The sequence below is a fragment of the Blastococcus sp. TF02-09 genome (assembly GCF_003319105.1).
Classification (GTDB): Bacteria; Actinomycetota; Actinomycetes; order Mycobacteriales; family Geodermatophilaceae; genus Blastococcus.
Window position 1 is genome coordinate 1 of the sequence record NZ_QOHH01000009.1, and the last position, 14,292, is coordinate 14,292.

The following is a 14,292-nucleotide window of genomic DNA, read 5'->3' on the forward strand; positions in this document are numbered from 1 at the left end:
AGTTACGGCGGTCATGGCGAGAGGGAAACGCCCGGTCCCATTCCGAACCCGGAAGCTAAGCCTCTCAGCGCCGATGGTACTGCCCTGGAGACGGGGTGGGAGAGTAGGACGCCGCCGGACAACCATTCCCCGAAGGGCCCCAGCATCCGTGCTGGGGCCCTTCGGCATTCCCCGGGCCCAAGGTCTCTGCTTTTCCGCGGAAAAGCAGACCCCGACCGCGGCCGGCACCGGTTACCCCGGTGTTGGCCGTCGCTGTCGACCTTCTGCTTTTCCGCGGAAAAGCAGACGTCCCCACCCCGGCGGCCGGGGTGCTGTCTCCGGACTTTCGGTACCGAAAGTCCGGCCCCTCCCCGGGACTTTCGGTACCGAAAATCCGTCGGTCAGCGGCGGGGTTCTTTCGTGGTGGCGCCGACGTTGTCCGCGAGCCACGAGTTGAGCGGCGCTAGGTCGCGCCAGGCGGTGCGCACCCGGTCGAGCACCTCGCGGGTGTGCAGCCAGTCCTCCGGAATCCAGCGCCGGGTGGCGTGCAGCGCCTTGTGCTTGAGGAGCTCGATCCGCTCGTCGTCGGCGGAGTGGCCGGCGGGGACGCGCACCAGGCGCTCTCCCTCGATCTCCCAGCCCGCGGCCTGGAGCCGTTCCACCTCCCGTTCCAGCCGTACGCCCTGGACGGGATCGGCGACGGCGCGGCGGTACCGGGCGACCTGGTCGCTCTCGAGCCGCCAGCTGCCTCCCGACACCATGAGCCCATCGGCGGAGATCTGCACGTACCAGGCGCCGGCGCCGCGTCCCTCGGGCGTGACCACCGCGCCCTGGTGCGTCTTATACGGAGTCTTGTCGTGCGAGAAGCGGACGTCGCGGTACGGCCGGAACACCTTCGCCGTCCCGAACTCGCCGGCCAGCTCCTCGAGCAGCGCGAGCACGGGGGCGCGGACGAACGACTCGTACTCGTCGCGGTGCGCTGTCCAGAAGGTCTTGGTGTTGTCCGCCTCGAGGCCCTCGTAGAAGACCAGCCCCTCGTCCGGGAAGCCCGTGAACGTCATGCCGGCCCCTCCTCGACCAGTCCGGTGTGCCAGCGCAGCTCCCGAAGCGGCGTCGTCCCGGTGTCCAGCGTGCGGGCCCAGCCGTCGGGCTCCCAGCCGGCCGACTCTAAGAACGATGCGGAGACGGTGTCAGCCTGGGGCAGCCAGGTGCGCAGCCGCACGACCCCCTGCGCGCGGACGAGGTCGACCGCGGCCGCCAGCAGCCGGCTGCCGTGACCGCGGCGCCCCCAGCGCGGCTCGACCAGAAGCGTCGAGATCTCCGACGTGGGCCCTGCGGGATCCGGGGACTCCCCGTCGGCGAGCTCCGCCGGCCCGAGGGCGGTGAAGCCGACCACCGTCTCCCGCTCGAGGGCGACCAGCACGAGGTGCGCCGGCGTCGGGGGTGCCTCGACCGCGGTGCGCCACGTCCGGGCGGCGGCGGCCTCGTCCCAGGTGTCCAGCAGTTCGGGAGGCAGCACCGACCGGTACGCGGTGCGCCAGGCGACGGCCTGCACCCGTGCGATGTCTGTCGCCTCTCCGGGGCGGGCCGGCCGCACCGACACCTCGACGGAGCCGGTCAGGCGGGGGAACGGCGTGGGGTCCACGTCCGCGAGCCTAGGCAGGCCCTGGCGGCGCAGATGTCGGTGCCCGCGGGCAGGATCGCACCGTGACCCCCGTGGACCGACTGCCGGCCGGGCTGGCGCGGCGGATCGCGCTCGCCGCCCAGGGCTTCGCCGCTCCGCGGCCCTCGACGCCGGCGGGGTCCCGCCAGCTCCGGGCCGTCGCCCAGCGGCTGGCGGTCGTGCAGATCGACTCGGTCAACGTCCTCTCCCGCGCGCACTACCTGCCGTTCTTCAGCCGGTTGGGCCCCTATCCGCGAGCGGCGCTCGACGGGCTCACGAACGGGCGGGGCGCGCTGTTCGAGTACTGGGCGCACGAGGCGTCCTTCCTCCCGGTACGGCTGCACCCCTACCTCCGCTGGCGCATGTCCGCGGCGGAGAAGGAGGCGTGGGGCTCGATGACCCGGGTGGCCAGGGAGCGGCCCGAGTACGTGGCCGCACTCGTCGAGCGGGTGCGCACCGGTGGCCCGCTGCGCGCCGCCGAGCTGGGGGAGGCCCGTCCCGACCGCCCCGGCAGCATGTGGAACTGGCACGCCGGCAAGGCGGCGCTGGAGTACCTGTTCTTCACCGGCGTGCTGACCGCGCGGGGGCGCACGGCCGGCTTCGAGCGGGTCTACAACCTCACCGAGCGGGTGCTGCCGGCCGCGGTGCTCGCGCAGCCCGTGCCGGACCGTGCGGACGCCGTCCGGGAGCTGGTCCGCACCGCCGCCCGCGCCCTCGGCGTCGGCACGGAGAAGGACCTGCGGGACTACTTCCGGCTCTCGCCGGCGGACGCGCGCACGGCGATCGCGGAGCTGGCCGACGCCGGTGAGCTGCTGGCCGTCGAGGTGGACGGCTGGGGCCGGCCGGCCTGGCTGGACCCGCAGGCCCACCGCCCGCGCTGGATCCGGGCGCGGGCGCTGCTGAGCCCCTTCGACTCGCTGATCTGGGAGCGCCCCCGTGTCGAGCGGATCTTCGGCTTCCGGTACCGGCTGGAGATCTACACGCCGGCGCCCCAGCGGGTGCACGGCTACTACGTGCTGCCCTTCCTGCTGGGCGACCGCCTCGTGGGGCGGGTCGACCTCAAGGCCGACCGGCAGGCGTCGGTGCTGCGCGTGCAGTCCGCCTTCGCCGAGGACGGCGTCGCGCACGAGGAGGTGGCCGCCGAGCTCGCCGACGAGCTGCGGCTGATGGCCGACTGGATGGAGCTCGACGACGTCGTCGTGGGTGAGCGCGGCGACCTCGCCTGCGACCTCAGCCGGGCGGTGGCGTTGCGCTGAGCCCGCCCGACTCCACGCCCAGCCCGCCGAGCAGCACCACGGCGTGGATGCGCAGGTCGGCCGCGTGCTCGTCGTGGGTGCGCTGCACGCCGCCGTCGGCACCGATGCCGCCGACGCCCCGGAACCGCCACCAGACCCGCCAGTCGGCCGGGACGCGGACGGCGAGCCCGGCCATCCCCATCCGGACCGTCAGGTCGACACCGTGCGCGGGGAGCGGCAGGGCGGTCAGGTCGATCTCCGCGCCGGCCATCGCCAGGTCGACGCGCAGCCGCGTGAGGTCGGGGTTGATGGGACGCAGCTCCAGTCCGTTGTGGGTGACCACCCGGCGGATGCTCGTGCTCGTCGCGTCCCCCTCTTTGCGCCGCCACGCGCCGTAGAACCCGGCCGCAGCCACCACCGCCTGGAAGGTGAACCAGCCGACGAGCCAGGGCCGCAGCCGGCGGAGCACGGACGACCAGTTCGGGTTCCTCATGGCCGAAGCCTGCCGTCGCGGGGCCCGCAGGACCAGGGGCGGCGTCCTCAGCCCGGTGGCGGCCCGGCGGGCGGCAGGCCCGCGAGCCGGCTGACGAGCGCCAGCCCCTCGGGCTCGCCCGGCCAGTGCCGGGCGAGCGCGTCGCTGCCGGCGCGCCGGGCCACCGACCGCAGCGTCCAGGCCACCACGACGACGTCGTCGGCGTAGCCGATCACCGGGATGACGTCCGGGACCAGGTCGATCGGCAGCAGCAGGTAGCCCAGCAGCAGCCACAGCCGGACGCGCACCCCGCGGGGGAGCGAACCGTCGGCGGCCAGGCGGCGCACGAGGCGGACGACGTCGGGAAGCAGGCGGAGCGCCGTGCGGGCGGTCAGCTCGTCGGTGCGTGCCCGCCACAGCAGCGCGAGCAGGGCCAGCCAGAGCAGCAGCACCCCACCGGCGACGGCGGCCAGTGCCCGCACCCAGTCCACCGGCCCAGTCTGCCGCCGTCCCGGCCGTACGCTCACGGCGTGCCCGAGATCGTGCCGCTGAAGGTCCAGGTCGTCGCCCAGACGCAGTTCACCCCGCCGGCCGATGTCCCGTGGCAGACCGATGCGGAGGGCGGGCAGGCGCTGGCCGAGTTCGCCGGGCGCGCCTGCTACCAGTCGTGGGACAAGCCCAACCCGGCGACCGCGACGAACGCCGCCTACCTGCGGCACCTCCTCGAGGTGGGTCACCTGTCGGTTCTCGAGCACGGCAGCGTGAGCATGTACCTGACGGGTGTCTCGCGGTCGCTGAGCTCCGAGCTGGTCCGGCACCGGCACTTCTCCTACAGCCAGCTCTCCCCGCGCCACCTGCCCGAGCGGGACGCCGGGATGGTGGAGCCGGCCGCGATCGCCGAGGACCCGGAGCTGCACGCGCTCTTCGTGGCGGCCACCGGGGCGGCGATCGAGGCCCACGACCGGTTGCTGGCCGGGCTGGAGCAGCGGGTCGCGGACCTGCCCAACGCGAGCCTGCGGCGCAAGCAGGCCCGGCAGGCGGCCCGCGCGGTGCTGCCCGCGGCCGCCGAGACCCGGATCCTGGTCACCGGCAACTACCGGGCCTGGCGGCACTTCGTCGCGATGCGGGCCAGCGAGCACGCCGACGTGGAGCTCCGCGGCCTGGCCATCGCCTGCCTGCGCGAGCTGCAGCGGGTGGCCGGCAACGTGTTCGGCGACTTCCGGATCAGCACCCTGGCCGACGGCAGCGAGGTGGCCGCCAGCCCGCTGGTCGGGGAGGGCTGAGCCCCCTGGGGCGGATGCGGCCGGCGCGTGCCGGCTGTCGGTGCTCCGCCGTAGTGTCGGGTGCGTGGCAGCGCCGATCGACACCCAGTACGAGGACCTCCTGCGCCGGATCCTGGAGCAGGGCACGCCGAAGCAGGACCGCACCGGCACCGGCACGGTCAGCCTGTTCGGCGAGCGGCTGCGGTACGACCTGTCCGAGACCTTCCCGCTCGTGACGACGAAGAAGGTGCACTTCAAGTCGATCGCGGTCGAGCTGCTGTGGTTCCTGCGCGGGGACAGCAACGTCGGCTGGCTGCGCGAGCAGGGCGTCACGATCTGGGACGAGTGGGCCTCGCCCGAGGGGGAGCTCGGTCCCGTCTACGGCGTCCAGTGGCGGTCGTGGCCGGCGCCGGACGGGCAGCAGATCGACCAGATCTCCGCCGTCCTGGACACGCTGCGCTCCGACCCCGACTCCCGCCGGATGATCGTCTCCGCGTGGAACGTCGGTGCGCTGCCGGAGATGGCGCTCGCGCCGTGCCACGCGCTGTTCCAGTTCTACGTCGCCGACGGCAAGCTCTCCTGCCAGCTCTACCAGCGCAGCGCCGACATGTTCCTGGGCGTCCCGTTCAACATCGCCAGCTACGCCCTGCTCACCCGCATGGTCGCCGCCCAGGTGGGCCTGGAGCCGGGCGACTTCGTGTGGGTGGGCGGGGACTGCCACATCTACAGCAACCACGTGGCGCAGGTGACCGAGCAGCTCTCCCGCGCGCCGAAGCCGTTCCCCACCCTGGAGCTCGCGCCGGCGCCCTCATTGTTCGACTACACCTACGAGCACTTCGCGCTGCGCGACTACGACCACCACCCCGCCATCCGCGGCGCCGTGGCCGTCTGACCGGCCGCTCCCGATGACCGTCGGCATGGTGTGGGCGCAGGCCCGCGGGGGCGTGATCGGTGCCGACGGCGGCCTGCCCTGGCACCTGCCCGAGGACCTGGCGCTGTTCCGCCGGCTCACCACGGGCTCGACCGTCGTCATGGGCCGGCGCACGTGGGAGTCGCTGCCCGAGCGCTTCCGCCCCCTGCCGGGCCGGCGCAACGTCGTCCTCACCTCCGACCGGGGCTGGTCCGCCGACGGCGCTCATCCCGCCGGGTCGGTCGACGAGGTGCTCGCCGAGCACCCGGACGTCTGGGTCATCGGCGGGGGAGCGGTGTACGCCGCGTTCCTGCCGCACGCCGACCGGCTGGTGGTCACCGACGTCGACGTTGACGTTGACGGCGACACCTGGGCGCCGGTCCTGGACGGGGCCTGGACCCGCACCACCCGGACGCCAGAGCACGGCTGGTCGGAGTCCGCGACGGGGAGGCTGCGCTACGCCGTGTCGGAGTACGAGCGCGCCGCCGCGACCGGGACCGACCAGCGGCGCGCGGCTCGGTAGATTCAGCCCATGACCACCGACCCCGCCCGGCCCTTCGGGCGCGTGCTGACGGCGATGGTCACGCCGCTGGCCGAGGACGGGTCCATCGACCTGGCCGGCGCCCAGGAGCTGGCCGCCCACCTCGTCGACCGCCAGGCGCACGACGGCCTGGTCGTGCTCGGCACGACCGGTGAGGCCCCGACCCTGAGCGACGGCGAGTCGCACGCCGTCCTCGAGGCGGTGATCGACGCGGTCGGTGACCGCGCCGCCGTCGTCGCCGGGGTCGGCACCAACGACACCGCGCACTCGGTCGACCGCGCCCAGGCCGCGGAGCGTCTCGGCGCCCATGGCCTGCTCGTCGTCACCCCCTACTACAACAAGCCCCCGCAAGCCGGGCTGCTGCGGCACTTCACCGCGGTGGCCGACAGCACCGATCTGCCGGTGATGCTGTACGACATCCCACCGCGCTCGGTGGTGCCCATCGAGGTCGAGACCCTCGTGCGGCTGGCCGAGCACCCGCGGATCGTCGCCGTGAAGGACGCCAAGGGCGACTTCGGCGCCATGGCCTGGACCAGGGCACGCAGCGACCTCGCCTTCTACAGCGGCGAGGACATGCTCAACCTGCCCATCCTGGCGATGGGCGGCGTCGGGGTGGTCAGCGTGGTGGGTCATCTCGTCGGTCCCCGGCTCGCGGAGCTGATCGCGGCGGTCGAGGCCGGCGACCTGGCCCGGGCCCGCGCCGTAAACGACAGCCTGCTGCCGGTCTACACCGGCATCTTCCGCACCCAGGGCGCGATCCTGGTCAAGGCGGCGCTCAACGCTCTCGGCCTGCCGGCCGGCCCGCTGCGGCCGCCGCTCGTCGAGGCGACCGACGACCAGCTCGCGCAACTGCGCATCGACCTCGCCGACGGAGGCGTCAAACTGTGAGTGGCCAGGTCACCCAGCCCCATCTCGATCTCAAGGCGCCGCCACCGCTGCCCGAGGGCGGCCTGCGGGTCATGGCGCTGGGCGGGCTGGGCGAGATCGGCCGCAACATGGCGGTGCTCGAGTTCGACGGTCAGCTGCTCGTCATCGACTGCGGCGTCCTCTTCCCCGAGGCCGAGCAGCCCGGCATCGACCTGATCCTGCCCGACTTCGGGGTCATCGAGCACCGGCTCGACGACATCACCGCCGTCGTCCTCACCCACGGGCACGAGGACCACATCGGGGCCATCCCGTACCTGCTGCGGCTGCGCGAGGACATCCCGCTGGTCGGCTCCCGGTTCACCCTGGCGCTGGTCAAGGCCAAGCTCCGCGAGCACCGCATCGACCCGGTGCTGGTCGAGGTGGCCGCCGGCGACGACCACCTGGCCGGGCCGTTCCACTGCGAGTTCATCTCGGTGAACCACTCGATCCCCGACGCCCTCGCCGTCGCGGTGCACACCCCCGCCGGGCTGCTGGTGCACACCGGTGACTTCAAGATGGACCAGCTGCCTCTGGACGGCGTCCTCACCGACCTGGGTGCCTTCGCCCGCCTCGGGGTCTCCGGCATCGACCTGCTGCTGGCCGACTCCACGAACGCCGAGGTGCCCGGCTTCGTCACCCCCGAGCGCAGCATCGGCCCGGTCCTGGACGACGTGTTCGCCCGGGCCACCCAGCGGCTGATCGTCTCCAGCTTCGCCAGCCACGTGCATCGCATCCAGCAGGTGCTCGACTGCGCGCACAAGCACGGGCGCAAGGTGGCCCTGGTGGGCCGCTCGATGGTCCGCAACATGGGGGTGGCCCGCGACCTGGGGCTGCTGCACATGGCGCCGGGCCTCATGGTCTCCCTGGACGACGCCGCGAAGATGCCGGCCGAGCAGGTCGTGCTAGTGAGCACCGGGTCGCAGGGCGAACCGCTCTCCGCCCTGGGCCGCATGGCCCGCGGTGACCACCACCAGGTCACCATCGAGGCCGGCGACACCGTCGTGCTCGCCTCCTCGCTGGTGCCGGGCAACGAGACCGCCGTTTACAAGGTCATCAACGGGCTGTCCCGGCTCGGCGCCACGGTCGTGCACAAGGAGACCGCGCGGGTGCACGTCTCCGGGCACGCGCCCGCCGGCGAGCTGCGCACGCTGCTCAACGTGGCCAAGCCCCGCTACCTGATGCCGGTGCACGGGGAGTGGCGCCACCTGCGCGCCCACGCCAAGCTCGCCGAGGAGACCGGCATGGCGGCCGACCGCGTGCTGCTGGCCGAGGACGGCGTGGTGATCGACCTCGTCGACGGCAAGGCGACGATCGTGGGCAGCGTGCCCATCGGCAACGTCTACGTCGACGGGCTCAACGTCGGCGACGTCGGGGAGGAGTCGCTGCAGGCCCGCCGGATCCTCGGCGACGAGGGCTTCGTGGCGCTGACCGTGGTGGTGGAGCCGTCGACGCGGACGATCGTGCGTCCGGTGCACCTGTCGACCAAGGGCTTCTCCGACGACCCGTCCGCCTTCGACGAGGTCCTGCGCCTGGTCGAGGACAACCTGCGCCGGGCGCTGCAGGACGACGAGGTCGACGCCCACCGGCTGTCGCAGATCATCCGGCGCACCGTCGGCAAGTGGGTGTCGGACACCCACCGTCGCCGCCCGATGATCATCCCGACCGTCCTGGAGGTGTGACGGCCGACCGAGCGCTCGGTGCCGGCCGGACCGCAGGGGATCAGGCCAGCACCCGCCCGCTGAGCACCTCGGCCACCCGGTCGGCGTCCTCGTCGGTGTTGTAGAGGTGGAAGGCCAGCCGCAGCCGCCCGGCGCGCACGCTCGCGCGGACGCCGGCCGCCTCCAGCAGGCCCGCGGCCGCGTCGTCGACGGTGAGGCTGACGATGGCCGAATCGCCCGGTGACAGGCCGACGGCGGCGCGGAACCGGTCCGCCAGCCGGGTGGCGTGGGCGTGCAGCGCCTCGCGGCCGATCTCGCCCGGCAGCTCCAGCGACCGCGCCTGACCCACCCACGAGTGCCACGCGGGGGAGACGTCGAACCGGCGGGCGTCGGGAGCCAGCCGCAGCGGGCCGCCGTAGATGCTGGTCCACGGGTCGGCGCCCGCGTACCAGCCGGCGGCGTGCGGCGTCAGGGTGTCGAGCCGGTCGGGTCGCACGGTGAAGAAGCAGGTGCCGCGCGGTGCCAGCAGCCACTTGTAGCCGCCGCCGACGCTGTAGGCGAACCGGCCGACGTCCACCGGCAGCCAGCCCGCCGCCTGCGTGGTGTCCAGCAGCACGTCCGCCCCGGCGTCCGTCGTCGCCGTCGCCAGCGCGTCGAGGTCGAGCACCCGGCCGTCGGCGGACTGCACGGCGGACACCGCGACCAGGCTGGTCGCCGCGCTGACCTCCTCGATCAGCCGGTCCAGGGGCACCTCCCGGACGCGCACGCCGCGGGGTGCCTGTGCCAGGAACGGGAAGACGATGCTGGTGAACTCGTTCGCGGCCACCAGCACCTCGCTGCCGGCGGGGAGCGAGGACGCGACCAGGCCGGCGAAGACGCTCGCCTGGCTGCCCACCGCCACGCCGGCCGGCGGCACCGACACCAGCGCCGCGTAGGCCGTGCGGGCCGACTCGACGTCGCGGTCGAAGTCCGGCGCCCGGGACCGGCCGGCCGCCCAGCTGTCGAGGGCGGCGTGCAGCGCGGTCAGCGACCTGCGCGGGGGGAGGCCCAGCGACGCCGTGTCGAGGTAGCAGCCCTCGGCGTCGAACTCACCCGGCGCGAGGCTCACCGGTGCACCGCGATCGGCTCGATGTCCTCGTCGGCGGGGAGGTCGAAGCCCCACACCTGGGCGTAGAAGGACAGCTCGCCGTCCAGGGCGGCGCGGATGTTCGCGGCCCGGCGGAACCCGTGCTGCTCGCCGGCGAAGAGCAGGTAGGCGTGCGGCACACCCTTCTCCCGCAGGGCGGCGACGATCGCCTCGGCCTGGTCGGGGGGCACGATCGCGTCCTCGTCGCCCTGGAAGACGGCCAGCGGGGTGTCCAGCGCGTCGACGTGGTTGATCGGCGAGCGCTCGGCGTAGACCTCCGCGCCGGCCGGCCAGGGCGCGACCAGCCCGTCGAGGTAGCGGGACTCGAACTTGTGGGTCTCCGCGGCCAGCGCCCCCAGGTCGGCCACGCCGTAGTGGCTCGCGCCCGCGGTGAAGACGCCCGGCCGCAGCGAGAGCGCGGCCAGGGTCGTGTAGCCGCCGGCCGAGCCGCCACGGATGGCCATCCGCGCGGGGTCGACCCGGCCGGTGGCGGCGAGGTGGCGGGCGCACGCGACGACGTCGTCCAGGTCGACGACGCCCCACCGGCCCTGCAGCGCGTCGCGGTACCGGCGGCCGTAGCCGGTCGAGCCCCGGTAGTCGACGTCGGCGACGCAGAAACCGCGGGAGGTCCAGTACTGGACGGCGAGGTTGAGCACCGGTGAGGCCGCGGACGTCGGCCCGCCGTGGACGACGACGAGCAGCGGCGGGAGGTCGCCCTCGACGGGGGTGACGTCGGGGTTCGCCGGCGGGTAGACCAGGGCGTGGGCGACGTCGATGCCCGTGCCGGCGTCCTCGGTCGCGAACGTGACGTGCTCAGGGCGGGAGAACCACGCCGGGTCCAGGCCCAGGTCGCGCGCCGGGCGCAGCACTGACATCCCCGGCCCGCCCGCCCCCACGCCCCCGTCGACCGGCACGTGCAGCACCACCGGCTCGCTGTCCGGGCCCCCGGCGACGCAGACGACGCCGTCGCCGGCCGCCACCACGTTGCGGAACGACGCGTAGGGCAGGTCGAGCTCCCGCAGGCTCCCGTCGGCCTCGCGGACGGCGAGCCGGTCGGCGCCGTCGCGGCCGTAGGCGAACGCCACCCGGCCGTCGGGTAGCAGGGCGAAGCGGGACTGCCCGAACACCCATTGCGGCCCGGCGATGTCGGCCCCCACGTCCACGACGAGTTCCGGTGCCTCGTGCGGGCGCTTCCGGTACAGCGACCAGAAGTTCGTGCGGTCGCTGAACCACCACAGCGCGAGGTCCTCGCCCCACGTCGGCTGGACGACCGACTCGCCGGACCCGCCGGCGAGCAGGTGCTCGGTGCCGTCGGCGGCCCGGACCACGAGCTGGGCGGCGTCCCAGGGCATGTCGGGGTGGTTCCAGCGGAGGTAGGACAGCGTCACGCCGTCCGGCGCCAGGCGGGGGTCGGAGACGAAGTCCGGGCCGGAGACCAGGACCTCGATGCCCTCCGCGGTGATCCGGACGATCTCGTTGACGACGTCGGCCGCGCCGCCGGAGGCCGGGTGGGTCTCCCGCACCGCCAGCACGCCGTCGGCGGTGACGTGCAGGTCGGCGAACCGTACGCCCGAGGGCACCGCGGGCTCCGGGGTCACCGGCACGGGGGAGTCGCCGCCCGGGTCCAGCCGGTACAGCCGCTGGTCGGTGAACTCGGTGAACCACAGCGTGCCCTCGGCGACGGTCCACGCGCCGCCGCCGTACTCGTGCACGCGGGTGCGGGCGTTCCAGGGGGAGGGCAGGACGTCGGCCACGGTCCCGTCGGCGGAGCGGCGGACGACCACCGTCCGGCCGCCCTCGTCGGGCCGTGACTCCGCCCACCACACGTCGGTGCCGCCGACCACCACCTCACCGATCCGGGCGGCGGCCCGCACCACGAGCTCGGAGGTGATCGGGGTCGGCCAGCTGCCGGACGGGAGCGAGAGGCTCATGCCTGTGACGTTATGAGATCCCGCGCCGGGGCGGGACACGACGCTCTGCCTGCCCCGTCACGGCCGCGGTGCGGATTACCGTTCGACGCATGCCTGCCCGCACCACGTCGACGCGCCGGCCGGCGTCCACGCGCAGCCGCTCGGGATCGACCGCGGCCAGCAAGAAGCGGCCGGCCGCCAAGCGGTCCGGCAACCGTCGGCCGCCCGCGCGCCAGAAGGATGCCGGCTTCAGCCTGTGGCGCGCCGCCAGCGGGACCTGGGGGCTGCTCGCTCGCGGGGCCGGCGGCCTCGCGCGGTCGGTCGCCCGGCCCGAGGAGGCCGAGCCGCTCGCGCCCGAGCACCGCCGCGACGGCGTGGGCCTGGCGGTCCTCGGCCTGGCCGTCGTCCTGGGCGCCGCCGCCTGGAGCAACGGCATCGGCCCCGTCGGCGTCGCCCTGACCGACGGGGTCCGCTGGATCATCGGCGCGCTGGTCATGGTGCTGCCGATCGTGCTGTTCTTCGCCTCCCTCCGGTTGCTGCGCAGCGGGCCCCGGCCCGAGGCGCGGGGCCGGCTGGTGATCGGCTGGGTCTGCGTGACCGCCTCGGTGCTCGGCATCGCCCAGGTGGTGGGGAGCCCTGCCGACCCCGAGCGCGGCCTGCCGGGGTCCGGTGGGCTGATCGGCTGGGCCGTCGGCACGCCGCTGGTCGCCGGCATGGGGCCGGTGGTCCCCGTCGTCCTGCTCGCGCTGCTGGCGTTCTTCGGGCTGCTGGTCATCACCTCCACCCCGGTGCACCAGATCCCCGAGCGCCTGCGCGAGCTCACCGACCGGCTGCTCGGCCGGGATGACTACTACGACGACGACGAGTACGACGACCTCGACCAGTACGACGACGAGGCCGAGACGGCGCCGACCGGCCGGAAGTCGCGGCGCAAGCTCGCCGAGGACCTGCTCGCCACCGGCCCGATCGACCACGGCGCGATGGCAGCGGCCGCCGACGCCACGCTCACCACCGAGCCCGAGCACACCGAGCTGCGCCCGCCGCCCCCTCGGCCGCCGGTGGTGGACCGCACCCTCCCCGAGGAGGAGCTGCCGCCGATCACCGAGCCGGAGCAGCTGTCCATCCAGCCGGTGGAGGGCGACTACGTCCTGCCCTCGCTGTCCATGCTGCGCCCCGGTGACCCGCCGCGGGCCCGCTCGAAGGCCAACGACGTCGCCATCGAGGCGATCACCGGCGTGCTCGAGCAGTTCAACATCGACGCCGCGGTCACCGGCTTCACCCGTGGCCCGACGGTCACCCGGTACGAGGTCGAGCTGGGCCAGGGCGTCAAGGTCGAGAAGATCACCGCGCTGACCCGCAACATGGCCTACGCGGTGGCCAACGACAACATTCGCATCCTCGCCCCGATCCCGGGCAAGTCCGCCGTCGGCATCGAGGTGCCCAACACCGACCGCGAGAAGGTGTCGCTGGGCGACGTCATGCGCTCGGGGGCGGCCAAGCAGGACCCGCACCCGATGCTGGTCGGCCTGGGCAAGGACATCGAGGGCGGGTTCGTCTGCGCCAACCTGGCGAAGATGCCCCACCTGCTGGTCGCCGGTGCCACCGGTGCCGGTAAGTCCAGCTGCGTCAACTCGATCCTGACCTCGCTGCTGCTGCGGGCGACCCCGGACCAGCTCCGGATGATCCTGGTCGACCCGAAGATGGTCGAGCTGACGCCCTACGACGGCATCCCGCACCTGATCACGCCGATCATCACCGACCCGAAGAAGGCCGCCACCGCGCTGGCCTGGCTGGTCGAGGAGATGGAGCAGCGCTACCAGGACATGAAGTCCACGGGGGTGCGGCACATCGACGACTTCAACCGCAAGGTCGAGAAGGGCGAGATCACCGCGCCTCCCGGCAGCGAGCGGGTCTACCGCCCCTACCCGTACATCCTCGCGATCGTCGACGAGCTCGCCGACCTGATGATGGTCGCGCCGCGGGACGTCGAGGAGCACATCGTCCGCATCACGCAGAAGGCGCGTGCGGCCGGCATCCACCTCATCCTCGCCACGCAGCGCCCGTCGGTCGACGTCGTCACCGGCCTGATCAAGGCCAACGTGCCCTCGCGCCTGGCGTTCTCCACCTCGAGCCTCACCGACAGCCGCGTCATCCTCGACCAGCCCGGCGCGGAGAAGCTCATCGGCATGGGTGACGCGCTGTTCATGCCCATCGGCGCGGGCAAGCCCATGCGCGTCCAGGGAGCGTTCGTCACCGACGCCGAGATCGAGGCCGTCGTCGAGTTCGCCAAGCGGCAGGCCGAGCCGGAGTACCGCGAGGAGGTCTTCTCCGCCGGGAACGCCGGGGAGAAGAAGGAGATCGACGAGGACATCGGCGGCGACCTCGACCTGCTGCTGCAGGCGGTCGAGCTGATCGTCACCAGCCAGTTCGGGTCCACCTCGATGCTGCAGCGCAAGCTGCGGGTCGGCTTCGCCAAGGCCGGGCGGCTCATGGACCTCATGGAGAGCCGCGGGATCGTCGGCCCGTCCGAGGGGTCCAAGGCCCGCGACGTGCTCATCAAGCCCGACGAGCTGGAGTCCACGTTGTTCGTCCTCCGCGGCGGCGCCTGACGCGGATCACTCTCAGCATCG

12 protein-coding genes, 1 rRNA gene and 1 pseudogene are annotated in these 14,292 nt (G+C 73.6%); 8 read left to right on the forward strand and 6 right to left on the reverse strand.

Translation table 11 applies throughout. From position 1 onward, the window contains the following. Positions 1-3 precede the first annotated feature (3 nt). Positions 4-120: ribosomal RNA gene (gene rrf, locus DQ239_RS14085) — 5S ribosomal RNA — on the forward strand. Between the two features lie 260 nt (positions 121-380). Here rrf and DQ239_RS14090 read toward each other — a convergent pair. Both DQ239_RS14090 and DQ239_RS14095 read right to left on the reverse strand, forming a co-directional pair. Next, positions 381-1,040: a DUF2461 domain-containing protein gene (locus DQ239_RS14090; RefSeq protein ID WP_113835063.1), complete on the reverse strand. Its 660-nt coding sequence runs from the start codon at positions 1,038-1,040 to the stop codon at positions 381-383. After that, a complete protein-coding gene (locus DQ239_RS14095) occupies positions 1,037-1,624 on the reverse strand; it encodes a GNAT family N-acetyltransferase (RefSeq protein ID WP_113835064.1) in 588 nt (195 codons plus the stop codon). Before DQ239_RS14095 ends, DQ239_RS14090 begins: the two co-directional genes overlap by 4 nt. Positions 1,625-1,695: 71 nt before the next feature. Between DQ239_RS14095 and DQ239_RS14100 the strand changes: the two genes are divergently transcribed. Then, positions 1,696-2,898: a crosslink repair DNA glycosylase YcaQ family protein gene (locus DQ239_RS14100; RefSeq protein ID WP_233489234.1), complete on the forward strand. Its 1,203-nt coding sequence runs from the start codon at positions 1,696-1,698 to the stop codon at positions 2,896-2,898. Here DQ239_RS14100 and DQ239_RS14105 read toward each other — a convergent pair. After that, on the reverse strand, positions 2,873-3,370 hold the full coding sequence (locus DQ239_RS14105) for a hypothetical protein (RefSeq protein WP_147252125.1): 498 nt from the start codon (positions 3,368-3,370) through the stop codon (positions 2,873-2,875). The two genes, DQ239_RS14100 and DQ239_RS14105, sit on opposite strands and share 26 nt — an antisense overlap. A 182-nt stretch (positions 3,371-3,552) precedes the next feature. Further along, positions 3,553-3,876 (reverse strand): annotated as a pseudogene (locus DQ239_RS21185) (YkvA family protein); the annotation flags it as partial. Between the two features lie 3 nt (positions 3,877-3,879). Here DQ239_RS21185 and thyX point away from each other — a divergent pair. The 5 genes from thyX to DQ239_RS14135 all read left to right on the forward strand — a co-directional run bounded on the left by thyX (position 3,880) and on the right by DQ239_RS14135 (position 8,647). After that, entirely contained in the window at positions 3,880-4,632 is a 753-nt protein-coding gene (thyX, locus tag DQ239_RS14115; RefSeq protein WP_113835068.1) for an FAD-dependent thymidylate synthase, read from the forward strand. 64 nt (positions 4,633-4,696) lie between these two features. Further along, positions 4,697-5,503, forward strand: a complete 807-nt coding sequence (locus DQ239_RS14120; protein ID WP_113835069.1) for a thymidylate synthase — start codon at positions 4,697-4,699, stop codon at positions 5,501-5,503. A gap of 13 nt (positions 5,504-5,516) precedes the next feature. After that, on the forward strand, positions 5,517-6,044 hold the full coding sequence (locus tag DQ239_RS14125) for a dihydrofolate reductase (protein ID WP_113835070.1): 528 nt from the start codon (positions 5,517-5,519) through the stop codon (positions 6,042-6,044). A gap of 9 nt (positions 6,045-6,053) precedes the next feature. Next, positions 6,054-6,950 (forward strand): 4-hydroxy-tetrahydrodipicolinate synthase, encoded by an 897-nt coding sequence (dapA, locus tag DQ239_RS14130; protein ID WP_113835071.1) that lies wholly within the window; start codon positions 6,054-6,056, stop codon positions 6,948-6,950. Continuing rightward, the gene (locus DQ239_RS14135) at positions 6,947-8,647 is read left to right on the forward strand and encodes a ribonuclease J (protein WP_113835072.1); all 1,701 of its coding nucleotides are present in this window, start codon (positions 6,947-6,949) and stop codon (positions 8,645-8,647) included. The genes dapA and DQ239_RS14135 overlap by 4 nt, the downstream gene beginning before the upstream one ends. A gap of 40 nt (positions 8,648-8,687) precedes the next feature. Here DQ239_RS14135 and DQ239_RS14140 read toward each other — a convergent pair whose 3' ends face one another. Then, positions 8,688-9,734 (reverse strand): aminotransferase class V-fold PLP-dependent enzyme, encoded by a 1,047-nt coding sequence (locus DQ239_RS14140; protein ID WP_113835073.1) that lies wholly within the window; start codon positions 9,732-9,734, stop codon positions 8,688-8,690. After that, positions 9,731-11,683 (reverse strand): prolyl oligopeptidase family serine peptidase, encoded by a 1,953-nt coding sequence (locus DQ239_RS14145; RefSeq protein WP_113835074.1) that lies wholly within the window; start codon positions 11,681-11,683, stop codon positions 9,731-9,733. The genes DQ239_RS14140 and DQ239_RS14145 overlap by 4 nt, the downstream gene beginning before the upstream one ends. A gap of 89 nt (positions 11,684-11,772) precedes the next feature. On the opposite strand from DQ239_RS14145, the gene DQ239_RS14150 reads away from it, so the two are divergent. Then, positions 11,773-14,271, forward strand: a complete 2,499-nt coding sequence (locus DQ239_RS14150; RefSeq protein ID WP_113835075.1) for a DNA translocase FtsK — start codon at positions 11,773-11,775, stop codon at positions 14,269-14,271. Positions 14,272-14,292 lie beyond the last annotated feature (21 nt).

Excerpts from the sequence above, each read along its gene's own strand:
- DQ239_RS14090 (WP_113835063.1), bottom strand. The coding sequence starts at position 1,040 with ATGACGTTCACGGGCTTCCCGGACGAGGGGCTGGTCTTCTACGAGGGC.
- dapA (WP_113835071.1), top strand. The coding sequence starts at position 6,054 with ATGACCACCGACCCCGCCCGGCCCTTCGGGCGCGTGCTGACGGCGATG.
- DQ239_RS14150 (WP_113835075.1), top strand. The coding sequence starts at position 11,773 with ATGCCTGCCCGCACCACGTCGACGCGCCGGCCGGCGTCCACGCGCAGC.
- DQ239_RS14145 (WP_113835074.1), bottom strand. The coding sequence starts at position 11,683 with ATGAGCCTCTCGCTCCCGTCCGGCAGCTGGCCGACCCCGATCACCTCC.
- DQ239_RS14125 (WP_113835070.1), top strand. The coding sequence starts at position 5,517 with ATGACCGTCGGCATGGTGTGGGCGCAGGCCCGCGGGGGCGTGATCGGT.
- DQ239_RS14105 (WP_147252125.1), bottom strand. The coding sequence starts at position 3,370 with ATGAGGAACCCGAACTGGTCGTCCGTGCTCCGCCGGCTGCGGCCCTGG.